17 protein-coding genes are annotated in these 16,823 nt (G+C 69.9%); 7 read left to right on the top strand and 10 right to left on the bottom strand.

The window, feature by feature from the left end; genetic code table 11:
• The first annotated feature begins 213 nt into the window (after positions 1-213).
• Genes ACEVFP_RS11340 through ACEVFP_RS11350 form a run of 3 tightly spaced genes read left to right on the top strand, consistent with a single transcriptional unit; the run spans position 214 to position 1,744 of the window.
• Complete coding sequence (locus ACEVFP_RS11340; RefSeq protein WP_374999573.1) at positions 214-765, top strand: GNAT family N-acetyltransferase; 552 nt, start codon at positions 214-216, stop codon at positions 763-765.
• Positions 762-1,445, top strand: coding sequence for an AzlC family ABC transporter permease (locus ACEVFP_RS11345; protein WP_374999574.1), 684 nt, complete (start codon positions 762-764; stop codon positions 1,443-1,445). The genes ACEVFP_RS11340 and ACEVFP_RS11345 overlap by 4 nt, the downstream gene beginning before the upstream one ends.
• A complete protein-coding gene (locus ACEVFP_RS11350) occupies positions 1,442-1,744 on the top strand; it encodes an AzlD domain-containing protein (protein ID WP_374999575.1) in 303 nt (100 codons plus the stop codon). Before ACEVFP_RS11345 ends, ACEVFP_RS11350 begins: the two co-directional genes overlap by 4 nt.
• On the opposite strand, the gene erm is transcribed toward ACEVFP_RS11350, so the two are convergent.
• The 9 genes from erm to rpsO all read right to left on the bottom strand — a co-directional run bounded on the left by erm (position 1,679) and on the right by rpsO (position 11,647).
• Complete coding sequence (gene erm / locus ACEVFP_RS11355) at positions 1,679-2,521, bottom strand: 23S ribosomal RNA methyltransferase Erm (protein ID WP_374999576.1); 843 nt, start codon at positions 2,519-2,521, stop codon at positions 1,679-1,681. The genes ACEVFP_RS11350 and erm overlap by 66 nt on opposite strands.
• Before the next feature lie 333 nt (positions 2,522-2,854).
• Positions 2,855-3,595 carry a 4-hydroxy-tetrahydrodipicolinate reductase gene (gene dapB, locus ACEVFP_RS11360; RefSeq protein ID WP_374999577.1) on the bottom strand — a complete coding sequence of 247 codons (741 nt, stop codon included), beginning with the start codon at positions 3,593-3,595 and terminating at the stop codon, positions 2,855-2,857.
• Positions 3,596-3,647: 52 nt separating this feature from the next.
• The gene (locus tag ACEVFP_RS11365) at positions 3,648-4,331 is read right to left on the bottom strand and encodes a response regulator transcription factor (RefSeq protein WP_374999578.1); all 684 of its coding nucleotides are present in this window, start codon (positions 4,329-4,331) and stop codon (positions 3,648-3,650) included.
• Positions 4,328-5,407 (bottom strand): sensor histidine kinase, encoded by a 1,080-nt coding sequence (locus tag ACEVFP_RS11370; RefSeq protein ID WP_374999579.1) that lies wholly within the window; start codon positions 5,405-5,407, stop codon positions 4,328-4,330. Before ACEVFP_RS11370 ends, ACEVFP_RS11365 begins: the two co-directional genes overlap by 4 nt.
• A gap of 22 nt (positions 5,408-5,429) precedes the next feature.
• Entirely contained in the window at positions 5,430-6,257 is an 828-nt protein-coding gene (locus tag ACEVFP_RS11375) for an ABC transporter permease (RefSeq protein ID WP_374999580.1), read from the bottom strand.
• A complete protein-coding gene (locus tag ACEVFP_RS11380; RefSeq protein ID WP_374999581.1) occupies positions 6,254-7,234 on the bottom strand; it encodes an ABC transporter ATP-binding protein in 981 nt (326 codons plus the stop codon). The genes ACEVFP_RS11375 and ACEVFP_RS11380 overlap by 4 nt, the downstream gene beginning before the upstream one ends.
• Before the next feature lie 79 nt (positions 7,235-7,313).
• The gene (locus tag ACEVFP_RS11385; protein ID WP_374999582.1) at positions 7,314-8,519 is read right to left on the bottom strand and encodes a kynureninase; all 1,206 of its coding nucleotides are present in this window, start codon (positions 8,517-8,519) and stop codon (positions 7,314-7,316) included.
• A 408-nt stretch (positions 8,520-8,927) separates the two neighbouring features.
• On the bottom strand, positions 8,928-11,147 hold the full coding sequence (locus tag ACEVFP_RS11390) for a polyribonucleotide nucleotidyltransferase (RefSeq protein ID WP_374999583.1): 2,220 nt from the start codon (positions 11,145-11,147) through the stop codon (positions 8,928-8,930).
• Between the two features lie 245 nt (positions 11,148-11,392).
• Entirely contained in the window at positions 11,393-11,647 is a 255-nt protein-coding gene (gene rpsO / locus ACEVFP_RS11395; protein WP_375003813.1) for a 30S ribosomal protein S15, read from the bottom strand.
• A 254-nt stretch (positions 11,648-11,901) separates the two neighbouring features.
• On the opposite strand from rpsO, the gene ACEVFP_RS11400 reads away from it, so the two are divergent.
• Complete coding sequence (locus ACEVFP_RS11400) at positions 11,902-13,398, top strand: multicopper oxidase family protein (RefSeq protein WP_374999584.1); 1,497 nt, start codon at positions 11,902-11,904, stop codon at positions 13,396-13,398.
• 11 nt (positions 13,399-13,409) lie between these two features.
• On the opposite strand, the gene ACEVFP_RS11405 is transcribed toward ACEVFP_RS11400, so the two are convergent.
• Positions 13,410-14,339 (bottom strand): bifunctional riboflavin kinase/FAD synthetase, encoded by a 930-nt coding sequence (locus ACEVFP_RS11405; protein WP_374999585.1) that lies wholly within the window; start codon positions 14,337-14,339, stop codon positions 13,410-13,412.
• Between the two features lie 117 nt (positions 14,340-14,456).
• Here ACEVFP_RS11405 and ACEVFP_RS11410 point away from each other — a divergent pair, with 117 nt between their 5' ends.
• Genes ACEVFP_RS11410 through ACEVFP_RS11420 form a run of 3 tightly spaced genes read left to right on the top strand, consistent with a single transcriptional unit; the run spans position 14,457 to position 16,816 of the window.
• Positions 14,457-14,747: a hypothetical protein gene (locus tag ACEVFP_RS11410; protein WP_374999586.1), complete on the top strand. Its 291-nt coding sequence runs from the start codon at positions 14,457-14,459 to the stop codon at positions 14,745-14,747.
• A gap of 3 nt (positions 14,748-14,750) precedes the next feature.
• Positions 14,751-16,157, top strand: coding sequence for a sensor histidine kinase (locus tag ACEVFP_RS11415; RefSeq protein ID WP_374999587.1), 1,407 nt, complete (start codon positions 14,751-14,753; stop codon positions 16,155-16,157).
• Positions 16,154-16,816 (top strand): response regulator transcription factor, encoded by a 663-nt coding sequence (locus ACEVFP_RS11420; protein WP_374999588.1) that lies wholly within the window; start codon positions 16,154-16,156, stop codon positions 16,814-16,816. Before ACEVFP_RS11415 ends, ACEVFP_RS11420 begins: the two co-directional genes overlap by 4 nt.
• Positions 16,817-16,823: the final 7 nt, after the last annotated feature.

The raw sequence follows: 16,823 nt of genomic DNA on the forward strand, positions 1-16,823 counted from the left end.
TCGTCACGGCCGCCGTATCCTGCGCACTTCTTGACGGTGGTGGCGCAATGAGCGAGCGCCAGCGAGCGAACCATCAGCACGTCATCGCGCCACCGCCGTATCCTGCGCACTTCTTGACGGTGGTGGCGCAATGAGCGAGCGCCAGCGAGCGAACCATCAGCACGTCATCGCGCCGCCGCCGTATCCTGCGCACTTCTTGACGGTGGTGGCGCGATGAGCGCCGACGTCAGCGTCCGGCTGGCCTGGCCCGAGGACGCCGCGGCCATCGCCGACGTCCAGCTGCGGACGTGGCGCCGCGAGTACGTGGACCTGCTCGGCGCCGATGCCCTGGCCGAGCTGGACGCCGTCGCAGTGACCGAGCAGTGGCAGGCGTCGATCATCGCGCCGCAGGACGCCCGCATGCGGGTGCTGGTGGCGCTCGAGCGCGCCACGGTGCGCGGATTCTGCATCGTCCACCCGTGCTTCGACCCCGACGCCGACCAGGTGGCCGACGGGGAGGTGGGTGAGCTCGTCGTCGATCCCGAGCACCGCGACGCCGGTCACGGTTCGCGACTCGTGCAGGCCGCCATGGACACGCTGCGTGCCGACTCCTTCCAGCGGGCCGTGTGGTGGATCGCAAGCACCGCCGACGACCTACGCGCCTTCGTGACCGGCACCGGGTGGGCCGCTGACGGCGCCCACCGGGAGCTGGAGGACGAGTCCGGCCGCACCGTCCGCCAGGTGCGGCTCCACACCGCGCTGGTCGACCAGAACGACGGCGAGTGAGCGAGCCGGACACCCGACGACGCACGGTGATCGCCGACTCCCTGGGGGTCGGCATCGCCACCGGCGCGTACGGCATCTCCTTCGGGGCGCTCGGGACGTCCGCCGGTCTCGACGTCGCCCAGACGTGCGCGCTGTCGCTGCTGGCGTTCACAGGAGCCTCACAGTTCGCGTTCATCGGCGTCGTCGCCTCCGGCGGCGCACCGCTCACCGGAGCACTCACATCCGTGCTGCTCGGATCCCGGAACCTGTTCTACGGCGTGAGCCTGGCCGCGATGCTGCGACTGCGCGGAATCCGACGACTGCTCGGAGCCCACCTGGTCATCGATGAGTCCACCGCCATGGCGGTGGCGCAGACCGAGCCGCGACTCGGCCGCCTGGGGTTCTGGTGGACCGGCCTTTCGATCTTCCTGCTGTGGAACCTCACCACCTTCGCCGGTGCGCTGGCCGGGACGGCGATCGGCGACCCGCGGGCGTACGGTCTCGATGCAGCCGTGGGAGCAGCATTCCTCGGCCTCCTGTGGCCGCGGCTGCGCACCCGGACCGGCCGGGGCGTCGCACTGCTGGCCGCAGCCGTGGCGCTCGTGCTGGTGCCCTGGAGCCCGGCGGGTGTGCCGATCATCGTCGGTGGCGCCGTCGCGGTGCTCACCGGACTGCTCGGGCCGCGCAGGAGTGGACCATGAGTGGGCTGTGGATCGGGGTGCTGCTGACCGCCGTCGGCTGCTACGCCCTCAAGCTGGCCGGTCTCTCGGTGCCCTCGCGGGTCCTCGACCATCCCCTCACCCGTCGCGCCACCGACCTCATCCCCGCGGCCCTGCTCGGAGCGCTCATCGGGGTGCAGGTGCTCGGAGGCGAGCGCGAGCTGGTGATCGACGCACGCCTGGCCGGGCTCGGCGTCGCCGCCGTCCTGCTGCTGCTACGGGTGCCGTTCCTGCCGATGGTCGTCGCGGCGGCCGCCACGGCCGCGCTCCTGCGCCTGTGAGCGGCTCGAAGGCCCCGACGCCACGCCGCAGGTCAGCCGGTACAGCTGAACCCAGTCCTCGACCCCCAGGTCCCGAGGCAGTGCGCGAGCGCTCAGGCCCCGACGGCCCGACCAGCGCTCGGCGACCGGGCGGCCGTACAGCCGGCGGACGACGTCGAGCGCTCCCCTGCCCCGTCCGGAGAAGACCGCTCCGACGAGCTGCTGGTAGTCGTGGCGGTCCTCCAGGAGCGGTTCAGCTCTTCGGGTCAACGTCAGCAGGCCACCGTCCACCGACGGGCGCGGACGGAACGACGACGCCGGGACCCGGTCGATCAGGCCGAAGGTGAACCACGGCCACCACTGGGCGGTGAACATCGTCGTGCCCCCGACCCCCGCCCGTTTCCGCGCCACCTCCCACTGCACCAGCAGCAGCGCATGCTGCCAGGACGGTGCATGCACCAGGCGACGCAGCAGGGGTGTCGTGATGCCGTACGGGACATTGGAGACGACGTCCGCACCGGCACCCAGGTCGGCGTCCAGGAGGTCGCCGCGCACGATGTCGACACGGCCGCCGAGGCGCCGCTGGAGGCGGGCCGCGCGTCGGTCATCCAGCTCGACCACCGTGACGTGACGGCCGAGCCCGGCCAAGGGGCCGGTCAGCGCTCCGTCGCCCGGTCCCAGCTCCAGCAGGGGTCGGTCATCGGGCCAGGAGGCGACGACGCTGACGATGGTGTCGACCACGCGGGGATCGACGAGGAAGTTCTGGCCGAGCTCGTGCCGGCCCGTGGTGCGAGGCATGTGGAGGCTCCGTAGGAAGGAGCCGGACGCATCAGATGTGATCTCGTACCCGAGATGACACGACGATGAGGTGAGGGCGCCGCTGGCTGCGTCCGGCAGGTGGTCATGGACCTGCGGGACGGCGCGCGCCTACGCGAGCTGAGAAGGAGCAAGGGGCGCGGCCGTCAGGCGGTGCGCAGCCTCATCGATGCGATCGATGCGTTCATGCAGTCACGGTAGCAAACCAGCGGACAGCCCAGTCACCCGGACGAGAGCTCACCGTCGAACCGCTGCCCGGTGACGTCGGCCAGCCAGACGTTGATGTCGCAACGATTGACGTGCACGTCGACCACGTCAGTCGAGGTCGAGCACGGCGTCCAGACCGACCGTCACGCCGGGACGTGCGGCCACTGAGCGCAGCGCCGCCAGCACACCGGGCATGAACGACTCACGCGTCGATGAGTCGTGGCGCAGGCTGAAGGTCTCCCCCACGTCGCCGAGCAGGACCTCCTGCGAGGCAACGAAGCCACGGGCACGGACCGCATGGACCGGGATCCCCTCCACCGTCGCGCCACGGGCGCCGTCAGGGTCCTGGGTCGTCGCGTCGGGCAACGGCGCCGATCCGGCCTCCGCACGGGACCGGGCGATGACCTCGGCGGTGCGGACCGCCGTGCCCGAGGGGGCGTCGACCTTGTCCGGGTGGTGCATCTCGATGACCTCCACGGACTCAAAGAACGGGGCGGCGACCGCCGCGAAGCGCATCATCAGCACCGCGCCGATGGAGAAGTTGGGGACCACGAGCACTCCGGTCCCCGGATGTTCGCGGAGCGCCTCGCGCACCTGGGCCACCTTGGCCTCGTCGAAGCCCGACGTGCCGACCACCACGTGGATCCCTCGCTCGATGCACCAGCGGACCTGGTCCAGGGCGACGTCCGGCGTCGTGAAGACCAGTGCGACCTCGGCGCCGGCCACAGCGTCGAGGGAGTCGTCGATGTCGACCTGCGCGACGAGCTCGAGGTCGTCGGTGCCCTGCACCGCCCGGACCGAAGTCGACCCCATGCGTCCCTTGGCTCCCAGCACCGCAACTCGTGTCATGCGGCAAGGCTATCGAGGGCCACCCCGGCAGACCGCGACGGTCCGCGACCGATCAGTCCTCTCGACGCCCCGGCTGCACCAAGCCGTGGTCGAAGGCGAAGACCACGGCCGCCGCACGGTCGCGCAGGTCGAGCTTGGCGAAGATGTGGCCGACGTGCGTCTTGACCGTCCCCTCCCCGAGCACCAGCTCTGCGGCGATCTCGGAGTTCGTCGCGCCGGCACCGATGAGCGCGAGCACCTCCCGCTCCCGTGGCGTCAGCACGTCGACCTCCGCACCTCCGAGAGCCGGCGGTGCACCCGCGCGGTACGTCGAGAGCACGCGACCGGTCACCGCCGGGTCGAGCCACGATCCTCCGCCCGCGACGGTCCGCACCGCCTTCTGCAGATCATCGGTGGGGACACCCTTGAGCAGGAACCCGGCGGCCCCGGCACGCAGTGCACCGGCCAGGACCTCCTCGTCCTCAAAGGTCGTCAGCACCAGCACCGGCGGCGCGTCGTCCACCTGCATCAGCGCCCGGGTGGCCGTCACTCCGTCGACGCCCGGCATCCGCACGTCCATGACGACGACGTCCGGGCGAGTCCGCGCCACGGTCTCGACGACATCGGCGCCACTGGAGAGCTCACCGACGATCCGAAAACCGAACCGTTCCCGCAGGATCCCGCGCAACCCGGTGCGGATGAGCTCCTGGTCGTCGACCAGCAGGACCTTCACCTCCGGCTCAGATACAGCGTTCACGACGGCAACCTGGCCTCGACCGTCCAGCTGCCGTCCGACGGTCCGGCCCACAGCTGGCCGCCGAGGGACTCGGCGCGCTCACGCATGCCAACCACGCCGGAACCCTCAACCGCATCGACGGGCGTCGCTCCCCCGCTGACGACACGCACCGTCGTCCCCGGCTCACCGACGTCGACGAGCACGCTCACCGTCGACCCGTCGCCGTGGCGGACCGCATTGGTCAGGGACTCCTGCACGATACGGAAGACCGCCAGGCCGCGCGTCGCACCCAAGGCGCCGACGTCGCCCCGGACGTCCAGCTCCACGGGCCGACCAGCGCGACGGTAGGACTCGACGAGCTCGTCGAGCTCAGACCCCGAGGGCAACGGCGTGAGCGCGCCGTCGTCCTGCGTGCGCATCAGCCCCACGGCCGCGCGGACCTCCTGCAGACTCGCACCCGCGAGACGTTCCGCCTCGGCAAGCGAGGCCCGCGCCTCGTCCGGGTCCTCATCCAGCGCCAGCCGGGCGCTGCTCACGTGGAGCAGAGAGACCGTGAGGGCATGGCCGATGACGTCATGCATCTCCCCCGCGATGCGGTTGCGTTCCTCGGCCCGCGCTCGGTCGGTGAGGGCTGCCTGGGCCTCGCGCAGCTGAACCAGGAGCTCGCGCTGACGCCGAGCGAAGATGCAGGCCGTCGTGGTGAAGATCGTCCCGGCGGTCCAGGCGCCCCAGCCCGGCTCCTGCGGCATGAGCATCCACTCGAGCCCGAACCCGCTCACCAGGACCGCGCCAGCCAGAACTCCGCACCGCGGACGGGCCTCAAGTGCCGCCCATCCCGCGATCACGCAGATCCCGAACCACCCGAGGTTCGCGGGGTTGGTGTGGCACAACACGAACTGTCCGGCGGCCGCGACCCCGAGCAAGGCCAGCAGGGGTCTCCCCACGAGTCCACGCCAGGCGATCACCAGAGCGACCGCCACGACCATGAGCCCGGCGGTGGCCGCGACGACCGGGGGCTGCTGGCTCTGCACCACGCCCAGCACGACGAACAACGCGAGCGCAGCTGCTCCTGCCGCTCGCGTCGCTCGATCGATCATGGTCACGAGGATAGGGCTGTTCTCACAGGGCGGTCCGTCGCCCGGCCAGCATCATCGCGACGACCGCGACGACGCTGACCGTCACGAGCGCACCCGTCGCGTCGCCGAGGCCGAGCCACGGCTCACGGATCGCCTGGTTGGCGAGCGCCAGCGGGAGCTTGTCGGAGACCTCCCGCAGCACGTCGGACATGACCGCCGGAGGTGGCCCCCCGACGCCCAGCAGGAACGACGGGAAGAACAACAGCATCCCCATCGCCTGGGCTGCCCTTGCCGACGGCATCACCGTGCCGAGCAGGACCCCGATGCTCACGAACGCGACCGAGGCCACAGCCACCCCGACGACGACCCGCAGCGGGTCCTCGACGTCCGGGACGCCGTAGACGGGTGCGGCGACGGCCAGCAGTGCGGCGCCGGAGACCGCGATCGCGACGAGCCCGACCACGAGCTGCGCCACCGCGAACGACCACCGCGGGAACCCGGCCGCAGCGAACCGCCGAAGCACGCCTCGCTCGCGGTAGGTGGCGATGTGCACCGGGAGCATGATCAGCCCGGTCGCTCCGATGACCACGGTGAAGTACGACGCGACGTACCAGTGCGCCGGGTTGATCGGGAAGACCTCGTCGGGCTCGGTCCCGAAGGATCCGCCGATGATGAGCATCGTGACGATCGGGAAGACCAGCACGAACGTCAAGGTCATCGGGTCACGGGTCATCAACCTCAGCTCGGTGCCGAGCAGACGACGCGTCACGGAACGGTCCTTCGGGACGGGTTCGGCCGGGGCGACGGTGGAGGTCTGGACCGTACCCGTCTGTTCAGGGGTGGTCTCTTCCGAGCTGGTCGTGGCACTCATGATGCGGCTCCGATCGTTGGCAGGTCTGTCTGTTCGAGAAGGGTGAGCAGGGCGTCCTCGAGGTCGGGCACCTCGACACTCAGGTCGGCGGGCACTGGTTCGTCGCGCCCCACGAGCCAGCCACCGACGTGGGCGATGGCCCGACGCTCGCCCCGGATGAGGATCCGCCCGTCCTTGCGGGTGACCCCCTGGACCCCCGGCAGCCGGTTGACCTCCTGCAGCACCGCGGCCACGGTGGTCTCGTCGCCGGCGGGTAGCGAGAAACAGATGGTCGCCGTACCCGCGTGGCGTGCGACGAGCTCGGCCGGCGTGCCCTGGTCGAGCACCGTCCCGTCGCGCATCGCGACGACGCGGTCGCACAGGGCCTCGCACTCATCGAGCTCGTGGGTGACGAGCAGGACCGTCGTGCCGATGTCGCGCAGCGTGGTCACCGCCGTCCAGACCTCGCGTCGAGCGGCGGGATCGAGACCCTGCGTGAGCTCGTCGAGGATCACCAGGCGGGGACGGTTCAGCAGGGCGAGGACGAGGAACAGCCGCTGCCGCTCACCACCACTCATCCCCGCGAAGGGGTAACGCCGCCGGTGCGCCAGGCCGAACTGCTCGAGCAGCGCGTCGGCGTCGGTGGCCGCCGGTCCGGCGAACAGCCGGATCGCCTCGTGGACGCGGAGCCTGTCCGGCAGGCCCGAGCTCTGCAGCTGGCTGCCGATCTGGGGCCGCAACCGGTCGGCGTCGTGCACCGGATCGAGACCGAGGACGCTGACGGAGCCGGAGTCGGCCCGCCTCAGGCCCTGCAGGATCTCCACCGTGGTGGTCTTGCCGGCACCGTTGGCACCGATCAGGCCGACCACCTCGCCGGCATGGACGTCGAGGTCGAGGGCGTCGACGACCCTCCGGCCGTCGTAGGACTTGGTGAGCCCGCGGACGGTGACCACCGTGTCGGCGTCGGGTCCGGCGGGGAATGCCAGTGGTGTGTTCATGACGTCCACGCAACCGCACCCCGCCCCTCGGGCACATCGACCTGTGGGCAGAACTTCGGCTCTCCCCCGAGGGAGAGGTCTAGCGTCTCAGGACCTGCTGGAGGACGACCAGGCCTTCGTGCAGCTCGGCGAAGGAGGTCGTGAGGGGTGCCAGCCCGAGGCGCAGCAGGTCCGGCTCACGGAAGTCAGGCACCACACCGCCGTCGATGAGGTCTGCGGTCACGCCACGCGCGTCCGGCACCCTGACCGTGACCTGACTGCCCCGACGCGCGGCGTCGCGGGGTGTCACGAGCTCGAGGGACGCACCGTCGGCGACGAGCTCGTCCAGCGCGTCGATGCAGTACGACGTCAGCTGCGTGGACTTGGCTCGTGCGGCCTCGATGCCGGCCTCCGCAGCAATGGCCACGCCCTCCCTGACGGCGAGCAGGCCCGCGACGTTCGGGGTGCCGCTCAGCAGGCGTCGGGCGTCGTTGGCGGGCTCGTACTCATCGGCCATCGCGAAGAGGTCGGAGGCGCTCCACCAGCCCGGCAACGGTTGCCGCAGGTCGGGCAGGTGGCGGGCGGCGGCGTAGAGGTAGGCCGGTGCGCCGGGACCTGCGTTGAGATACTTGTAGGTGCAGCCGACCGCCAGGTCCACGCCTGCCGCGTCCAGATCCATGGGGACGACACCGAGTGAGTGGCACAGGTCCCACACCATGACCGCGCCGGCGTCGTGCACCTGGCGGGTGACGGCCGTGAGGTCCTGCAACGTTCCGGTGCGGTAGTCGACGTGACTCAGCAGGACGACGGCCGTGCGCTCACCCAGCACGGCTTCGAGGTCGAGAGTGCCGTCGACGGTGGTCTCCACGTGGCGCACCGTGAGGGACTTCTCGCGAGCCACCGCCTCGGCGATGTAGCGGTCGGTCGGGAAGTCGTCTGCGCTGACGACGAGCTCGTCGCGTCCTGGCCGCAGGTCGGCGGCCGCGTGCAGGGCCTTGGCGATGCAGATCGTCGTGGAGTCGCCGACCACACCCTGGCCGGGCGCCGCACCCACCAGCTCGCCGAACTCGTCGCCCACCTGCGTGGGGAGGTCGGCCCAGCCCTGCGACCAGCCACGAATGAGCCGTCCGCCCCACTCGTCGCGGATGAAGGCGGTCAGGCGCTCGCGCGTGCGCAAGGGCAGGCGACCGAGCGAGTTCCCGTCGAGGTAGGCCACGACGTCGGGCTCGATGACGAACTGGTGACGCCAGAGTGCCAAGGGGTCAGCCACATCGAGGGCAACGGCCCGTTCACGGAAGTCGGTCATCGCCCGCGATCGTCTCACGCCCACCGGTCAGCTCATCCACTGATGGCACACGGACACATCCTGTTCTCCAGCCACACTCACCGGTACAGCTCACTGTCGCCGCAGCCGCACCCCGGTTCCCTGCTGCTCACCCCAGCTTGCCAACGCCGTTAAGCAACAGATTCCCGGGGTCGGCCTCCTGATTCCCAGGAACTCATGGGAATCAGGAGGCCAGTGGGGCGACTCCCGAGCCACACGACCCCACACGCAGAGAACCGCGGTGAGCACCGGACCTCACCAGGAGGTCGGGCACTCACCGCGGTTCTTTGTTGCTCACCGGCGTTTGCAAACGCCGGTGAGCAACAGATTCTCGGGGTCGGCCTCCTGAGTCCCAGGAACTCATGGGAATCAGGGGGCCCAGGGGGCAGCTCAGGCGTCGGCGGGGGCCGGCTCCTCGTCGGACGGCGCGTCGTCGGACTTCTCGACGACCGGGATCAGCGAGAGCTTGCCGCGGTCGCCGAGCTCGGCGATCTCGACCTGGATCTTCTGGCCGACGCTGACGACGTCCTCGACGTTGTTGACCCGCTGGCCGTCGTTGAGCTCGCGCAGCTTGCTGATGTGCAGCAGGCCGTCCTTGCCCGGCAGCAGCGAGATGAAGGCGCCGAAGTCGACCGTCTTGACGACGGTGCCGAGGTAGCGCTCGCCCACCTCGGGCATCGTCGGGTTGGCGATCGCGTTGATGGCGTCGCGCGCGGCGTCCGCGGCGTCGCCGCCCTCCGCGCCGACGTAGACGGTGCCGTCGTCGTCGATGGAGATCTTGGCGCCGGTGTCGTCCTGGATCTGGTTGATCATCTTGCCCTTGGGCCCGATGACCTCACCGATCTTGTCCACCGGGATCTTGATGGTGATGATTCGCGGTGCGTGGGGGCTCATCTCGTCGGGGGCGTCGATGGCCTCGGCCATGACGTCCAGGATCGTGAACCGCGCGTCGCGCGCCTGGGTCAGCGCACCGGCCAGCACGTCGGCGGGGATGCCGTCGAGCTTGGTGTCCAGCTGCAGGGCGGTGACGAACTCACGCGTGCCTGCGACCTTGAAGTCCATGTCACCGAAGGCGTCCTCCGCACCGAGGATGTCGGTGAGGGTGACGAACTCGTCCTGACCGTCGACCTCGCCGGAGATGAGACCCATGGCGATGCCGGCGACCGGTGCGCGCAGCGGCACACCGGCGTTGAGCAGGCCGAGCGTGGAGGCGCAGACCGAGCCCATCGACGTGGAACCGTTGGAGCTCAGCGCCTCCGAGACCTGGCGGATGGCATAGGGGAACTCATCCCGCGGGGGGAGCACCGGCAGCAGGGCACGGCCCGCGAGGGCTCCGTGACCGATCTCGCGACGCTTTGGCGAACCCACACGACCGGTCTCCCCGGTGGAGAACGGCGGGAAGTTGTAGTTGTGCATGTAACGACGCGTGGTCTCCGGGGAGAGCGTGTCGAGCTTCTGCTCCAGGTCGAGCATGTTCAGCGTCGTGATGCCCATGATCTGGGTCTCTCCACGCTGGAACAGCGACGAGCCGTGGACGCGGGGCACGATGCCGACCTCGGCAGACAGCTCACGGATGTCAGCCAGACCACGTCCGTCGATGCGCACCTTGTCGCGCAGGACGCGCTGACGCACGAGGGACTTGGTGACGGCGCGCAGCGCGGCGCCGATCTCCTTCTCGCGACCCTCGAACTGCGTGCCGAGCTGGTCGAGCACGTCGGCCTTGATCTCGGACTCGCGCTCCTCGCGGTCGGCCTTGGAGACGATGGTGAGCGCCTCGGACAGCGGGCCGGAGGCGGCTGCGGCCACGGCGTCGTAGACGTCGTCTGAGAAGTCCAGGAAGACCGGGAACTCCTGCACCGGCTTGGCGGACACCTCGGCCAGCTGGGCCTGGGCCTCGCAGAGCTGGCGGATGACGCCCTTGGAGGCATCCAGGCCGCCGGCGACGATCTCCTCGGTAGGTGCCTGCACGCCGGACTGCACCAGGTCCCAGGTGGCCTCGGTGGACTCGGCCTCGACCATCATGATCGCGACGTCGTCACCTGCGATGCGGCCCGCGACCACCATGTCGAAGACGGCGTTCTCCAGCTGGCTGTGCGTCGGGAAGGCGACCCACTGGCCCTCGATGAGGGCGACGCGGGTGGCACCGACGGGGCCGGAGAACGGCAGGCCGGAGATCTGCGTGGACGCGGACGCCGCGTTGATGGCGAGCACGTCGTAGGGAGTGTCGGGGTTGAGCGCCAGGACGCTGATGACGACCTGGACCTCGTTGCGCAGACCCTTCTTGAAGGTGGGGCGCAGCGGACGGTCGATCAGACGGCAGGTGAGGATGGCGTCCTCGCTGGGACGACCCTCGCGGCGGAAGAACGAGCCGGGGATGCGGCCCGCGGCGTACATGCGCTCCTCGACGTCGATCGTGAGCGGGAAGAAGTCGAAGTGGTCCTTGGGATGCTTGCCGGCCGTGGTGGCCGACAGCAGCATGGTGTCGTCGTCCAGGAAGGCCGCGACGGAGCCGGCGGCCTGCTGGGCGAGCTGACCGGTCTCGAAGCGCACGGTGCGCTGGCCGAAACGGCCGTTGTCGATGACGGTCTCGGTGGAGTGGATCTCAGACATGGAGAGTCCCTTCGTTCGGCGAGCATGGCTCGCGATGAGGGACGGGACGCAGGCAGGCGGGTCGTGCGTGGATGTTGCGTCGGTCTTCGATCGAGGCCCGCGGGGACCGGCGAGGCCGGCGCCCGAAGGCCACTACCGAGGACCGAGCCGTGCGTGCCTGGCTCCCGTCCGGGGTGAGTCGATGTGAAGTTGTCCAGATGAGGCTCAGGCGGCCGTCCACGGGGAACGGCCGCCTGGGCGGGGTCTCAGCGACGCAGGCCGAGTCGCTCGATGAGCGAGCGGTAGCGGTCGATGTCGGAGTTCTGCAGGTAGTTCAGCAGGCGGCGACGCTGACCGACGAGCAGCAGGAGGCCACGACGGCTGTGGTGGTCGTGCTTGTGCTCCTTCAGGTGCTCGGTCAGGTGCGAGATCCGGCCGCTCAGCAGGGCGATCTGCACCTCCGGGGAGCCGGTGTCACCCTCGGTGGTCGCGTACTGCTTGATGATCTCGGCCTTGGGCATGTCTGCGACGGTGGGCGCAGCAGTCTTCTTCGACACTGTTCTCCTCAGAGGTGTTGTTGCACGGCGCGCCCGGGCCGGTTCACCGGGGCACTACGATCCGTGGCCGTTGCACGGCAACGACCAAGGTATCAGCGCGGCGGCCTGCACGACGAATCGTGGTGATCCCTGAGGGCTCCTCAGGGACGGCCCGGGCCGCTCCCCCGTCGTGGCCGACAACCCTTGCCCGGAACCTGTGGGGCATCGATGGTCGTCCCATGATCGGTCGTCTCATTCTCGTCGTCGTCGCCCTGGGGGTCGCTGTCGGTGCCTTCTTCGCCGTGTGGTTCGTCCGTGAATACACCGCTGCCCGGGTCGACACCGTCGGTGCGGTGGACTTCGAGCGTCCGCTCGACGTCCCGCCGCTGGCGGCCTCGCGCCTGGACGCCGACGGCACCCGGGTCTTCGAGCTGCAGATGCAGCAGGGCAGCTCCGACCTCGGACAGGGTCGCGAGACTCCCACCTGGGGCATCAACGGCGACCACCTGGGCCCGACGGTGCGGGCCACGCGGGGTGAGGACGTCCGCGTCGAGGTCACCAACGACGTCGGTGAGGACACGACGCTGCACTGGCACGGCATGCACCTGCCGGCCCGCATGGACGGCGGACCGCACCAGATGGTCGCGCCTGGCGAGACCTGGCGACCGACGTGGACGATCGACCAGCCGGCAGCCACACTCTGGTACCACCCGCACCTGCACGGCTCCACCGCCGAGCACGTCTACCGCGGGATGGCCGGAATGTTCATCATCGACGACGAGCAGTCCACCGGGCTCGACCTGCCTGACGAGTACGGCGTGGACGACGTCCCGCTCATCGTGCAGGACAAGAGCTTCACCGACGACGGCGAGCTCCAGAAGTCCGGTTCCTTCTTCTCCGACCTCGGCGTGCTCGGGGACACCATCCTCGTGAACGGGACACCCGGTCCCTACCTGGACGTGGAGACCGAGCTGGTGAGGCTGCGGCTCCTCAACGGCTCCACCGGCCGCACCTTCACGTTCGCACTGGATGACGAGCGCACGTTCGACGTCGTGGCCACCGACGGTGGTCTGCTGGCCGAGCCGGTGTCGATGCGGACTCTGCAGCTCGCGCCGGGTGAGCGGGGCGAGATCGTGGTCAGGATGCGCGCCGGTGAGACCAGGGTCCTGCGCAGCCTCCCGGTGGCCGGTGACGACAACCGGTTCGCCGGTGGGGACTCCCGCTTCGACGTCATGGAGCTGCGGGCCGCCGAGACACTGCGGCCGTCCGCGCCGGTCCCCGGGTCGCTCGTCGAGGTGCAGCGTCTGCGCGAGGAGGACGCGGACGCCGAGCGCTCGTTCCGTCTCACCGGGACCTCGATCAACGGTCGTTCGATGGACATGCATCGGATCGACGAGACGGTCGAGGTGGGCAGCACGGAGATCTGGTCGGTCCGCAACGACAACGGCGGCACCCATCACAGCTTCCACGTGCACGACGTGCAGTTCCAGGTGCTCGACATCGACGGCGAGGCACCACCGGCTCACCTGAGCGGCTGGAAGGACACCGTGTGGCTCCCCAACCGGCAGACCGTCCGGCTCATCATGCGCTTCGCCGACCACACCGACCCCGACGTGCCCTACATGTACCACTGCCACATGCTGCGGCACGAGGACCAGGGCATGATGGGCCAGTTCGTGGTGGTCGAGCCGGGCCAGGAGGCCGGCAGGCCGCCGAGCAGCCACGACCACCACTGAGCGGTGGCCGCTCAGTGCGTGAGGATCTCCCGCGCCGCGGTGACGTCGTCGTGCATCTGTGCCACGAGCGCAGCGACGGAGTCGAAGGCGTCCATGCCCCGCAGGCGCTCCACGAACTCGACCCTGACCTGCTGGCGATACAGGTCGAGGTCGTGCCCGTGGTCGATGATGTAGGACTCCACACGCCGTTCGTGTCCACCGAAGGTCGGGTTGGTCCCGACGGAGATGGCCGCCGGGAGTGCCTCACCGGAGGTGATGAGACGACCGGCGTACACCCCGTCCGGTGGCACTGCGAAGCTCTCGTCCACTGGGACGTTGGCCGTCGGGAAGCCGAGGTCGCGGCCACGTCGGTCTCCCTCGACCACCATGCCGGTCACCTCGTGCGGGCGGCCGAGGACGTCAGCGGCCTCGGGGAGCCGCGCCTCGGCCACCAGGGCCCGGATCAGGGTGGAGGAGAACGGTTGCTCACCGCCATCGAGCTCGAGCCCCTCCACCGTGAATCCTGCCTGGGAGCCGACGGTCCGCAGGAGGTCGACGTCGCCGGCGGCCTTGGCGCCGAACCTGAAGTTCGATCCCACCACGACGTGCGCCGCCCGCAGCTGGTCGACGACGACGCGCAGGATGAACTCCTCGGGGCTCCAGGCCGCCATCTCGCGGGTGAAGTCCAGGACCCGGACCTCGTCGGCGCCGTGCTCGTGGAGAAGGTCGATGCGCCGCTCGATGGTGGTCAGCCGACGTGGTGCGTGATCGGGGGCGATGATGGCCAGCGGATGAGGGTCGAAGGTCACGGCCACGACCGGGAGGCCACGACCGGTCTCGCGGGTGCGAGCGAGCACGTACTGGTGCCCTCGGTGCACGCCGTCGAAGTTGCCCACCGTCACCACGGCGGCGTCGGCGCGCGCATCGATCACGCTGCCCTGGATGCCTCGCCAGATGGTCACGTCGAAAACTGTGCCACACGACCCGGTCCGGGCGATCCCCTGACCTCGGCGCGAGCATGAGAACCTTCTCATCGATTCCTCATCGTCCCTCTCACCTGCCGACGTCAGGCTGGAGCCATGAACCGGTCACGAGTCACCTCGGTGCTGCTCGGCATCGTGGCGCTCGCGCTCGTCGGGTCGGCGATGGCCCGGGTGGCCGCCCAGAGCGACGGTGAGACCCCGACCTTCGAGCCGATCAGCGTCGCCACGCCGTCGCCGTCCTCCTCGGCCGAACCGACACCCTCGCCCACGCCCGACAGCCGCTACCGGCAGGTCAACCCCGCCCCACGGGACATCGACGACGACTGGGACGACGATGATGACGATGACGACTGGGATGATGACTGGGACGACGATGACGACGACTGACTGATGGGGTGGCGTCCTTCTGGCGGCTTCTCCGTCCGCCAACGCCTCACCGCCGCCGTGGCCCTGCTGTCCGCGGCGGCGCTGCTTGCGGTGGGCGCGACGCTGTACGTGATCGAGTCCCGCGGCGTCGAGCAGACCATCGAGGACGGCATCGCCCAGGAGGTCGGGGAGCTGCGCCGCCTGCAGAGCGAGGGCATCGACCCCGAGACCGGGGTGCGGTTCGAGTCGCCGGACCGGCTCATCACGTTCTTCCTCTCACGCAACCTGCCCGAGCAGTCGGAGATGCTGTGGGCCTTCCCCGAGGACGGCCAGCCCTCCTTCGTCGGTGACCCTGATGCGCGCCTCTCACGCAGCACGCAGTTCCCTCGCCTGGTGGAGGACCTGCGCGAGTCCGGCGGGATCCGCGACCTCACGATCGAGCGCAACCGCTACCGGATCGCCGTGCAACCGGTCGTCCAGGGCGACCAGCAGGCGGCGTTCGTCATCACGGCCGATGTCACGGGTGCACGCGCGGCGCTGCGCGAGCTGATGGTCACCTACGTCCTCCTCGCCGCCCTCTCGGTGCTGCTGATCGCGGCGATCGCCTCGTGGCTCGCCGGACGGCTGCTCTCGCCGGTCACCCGTCTGCGCGACACCGCCCAGAGCATCACCGAGGGTGATCTCAGCAGCCGTCTGGAGGTCACCGGCAACGACGACCTCACCGACCTGCAACGGACCTTCAACGCGATGCTGGACCGACTGCAGGAGGCCTTCGCCAGCCAACGGCGCCTCCTCGACGACGCGGCCCACGAGCTGCGCACCCCGCTCACCGTCCTCCGCGGCCATCTCGAGCTCGTGGACCCGCACGATCCGCAGGAGGTCGCCGTCACCCGCGAGCTGCTGACCGACGAGATCGACCGCATGTCGCGTCTCGTCTCGGACCTGCTGCTGCTCGCCAAGGCAGAACGGCCTGACTTCGTGCGGATGGAGACCCATGACGTCGCGGAGGTCACGCTCGGGGCTCTCGAGCGCGCCAAGGGTCTGGCCGACCGCTCCTGGGTGCTCGACTCCGTGGCGCGCACGCACCAGGTTCTCGATGCGCAGCGCATCACGCAGGCCCTGCTGCAGCTGGCCGACAACGCGGTACGCCACACCGCCGAGGGGGACGAGATCGCCTTCGGCTCACGTCACGACGACGGCCACCTCGAGCTGTGGGTGCGCGACACCGGCTCCGGCGTCCCGGAGGCGCTGCAGGACCGCATCTTCGAGCGCTTCAGCCAGGAGGAGGGCGCCCGTGAGGGCTTCGGCCTGGGACTCTCCATCGTCTCGGTGATCGCCGAGGCGCATCATGGACGTGTCGTGCTCGACCCCGGCCGAGAGCATCGGGGCGCGACCTTCAGACTCATCATCCCCGGGGAAGGGAACGTATGAACCGGATCCTCGTGATCGAGGACGAGCAACGCATCTCCTCCTTCGTCGCCAAGGGCTTGAAGGCGGAGGGCTTCACGCCGACGGTCGTCGAGGACGGCGTCACCGGACTCGACTACGCACTCACCGGCGACTTCGACCTGATCGTCCTCGACCTGGGGCTGCCCGGCAAGGACGGTTTCGAGATCCTGCGTCGCGTCTCGGCCGATCGCCCGGAGCTGCCGGTCATCGTGCTCACCGCCCGGGACTCCGTCGATGCCACGGTCTCCGCCCTGGAGGGCGGTGCTGCGGACTACATGAGCAAGCCGTTCAAGTTCGCCGAGCTGCTCGCCCGCGTCCGGCTGCGGCTGCGTCCCAGCGGTGGGCCGGCTGCCGTGAGCGACGAACTCACCGCGGGCCGGGTGCGCCTGGACCTGCGGCGTCGTCGGGCGTTCGTGGGCGAGAAGGAGGTGGAGCTGTCGGCCCGGGAGCTCTCGCTCGCCGAGGTGCTCCTCACGCACCGGGGGCAGGTGCTCTCGCGGGAGCAGCTGCTCTCGCACGTGTGGGGCTACGACTTCGACCCGGGGTCCAACATCGTCGACGTGTACATCGGCTACCTGCGCAAGAAGCTGGGGACCGAGCTCGTCACGACGGTGCGCGGCCTCGGCTACCGGGTCGACTGACCCTGAG

The organism is Aeromicrobium sp. CTD01-1L150 (assembly GCF_041951745.1).
Classification (GTDB): Bacteria; Actinomycetota; Actinomycetes; order Propionibacteriales; family Nocardioidaceae; genus Aeromicrobium.

What these genes read in the sequence shown, in the direction of transcription:
- ACEVFP_RS11340 (WP_374999573.1), top strand. Translation starts at nt 214, where the DNA reads ATGAGCGCCGACGTCAGCGTCCGGCTGGCCTGGCCCGAGGACGCCGCG.
- ACEVFP_RS11350 (WP_374999575.1), top strand. Translation starts at nt 1,442, where the DNA reads ATGAGTGGGCTGTGGATCGGGGTGCTGCTGACCGCCGTCGGCTGCTAC.
- erm (WP_374999576.1), bottom strand. Translation starts at nt 2,521, where the DNA reads ATGCCTCGCACCACGGGCCGGCACGAGCTCGGCCAGAACTTCCTCGTC.
- dapB (WP_374999577.1), bottom strand. Translation starts at nt 3,595, where the DNA reads ATGACACGAGTTGCGGTGCTGGGAGCCAAGGGACGCATGGGGTCGACT.
- ACEVFP_RS11370 (WP_374999579.1), bottom strand. Translation starts at nt 5,407, where the DNA reads ATGATCGATCGAGCGACGCGAGCGGCAGGAGCAGCTGCGCTCGCGTTG.
- ACEVFP_RS11375 (WP_374999580.1), bottom strand. Translation starts at nt 6,257, where the DNA reads ATGAGTGCCACGACCAGCTCGGAAGAGACCACCCCTGAACAGACGGGT.
- ACEVFP_RS11380 (WP_374999581.1), bottom strand. Translation starts at nt 7,234, where the DNA reads ATGAACACACCACTGGCATTCCCCGCCGGACCCGACGCCGACACGGTG.
- ACEVFP_RS11385 (WP_374999582.1), bottom strand. Translation starts at nt 8,519, where the DNA reads ATGACCGACTTCCGTGAACGGGCCGTTGCCCTCGATGTGGCTGACCCC.
- ACEVFP_RS11390 (WP_374999583.1), bottom strand. Translation starts at nt 11,147, where the DNA reads ATGTCTGAGATCCACTCCACCGAGACCGTCATCGACAACGGCCGTTTC.
- rpsO (WP_375003813.1), bottom strand. Translation starts at nt 11,647, where the DNA reads ATGCCCAAGGCCGAGATCATCAAGCAGTACGCGACCACCGAGGGTGAC.
- ACEVFP_RS11400 (WP_374999584.1), top strand. Translation starts at nt 11,902, where the DNA reads ATGATCGGTCGTCTCATTCTCGTCGTCGTCGCCCTGGGGGTCGCTGTC.
- ACEVFP_RS11410 (WP_374999586.1), top strand. Translation starts at nt 14,457, where the DNA reads ATGAACCGGTCACGAGTCACCTCGGTGCTGCTCGGCATCGTGGCGCTC.
- ACEVFP_RS11415 (WP_374999587.1), top strand. Translation starts at nt 14,751, where the DNA reads ATGGGGTGGCGTCCTTCTGGCGGCTTCTCCGTCCGCCAACGCCTCACC.
- ACEVFP_RS11420 (WP_374999588.1), top strand. Translation starts at nt 16,154, where the DNA reads ATGAACCGGATCCTCGTGATCGAGGACGAGCAACGCATCTCCTCCTTC.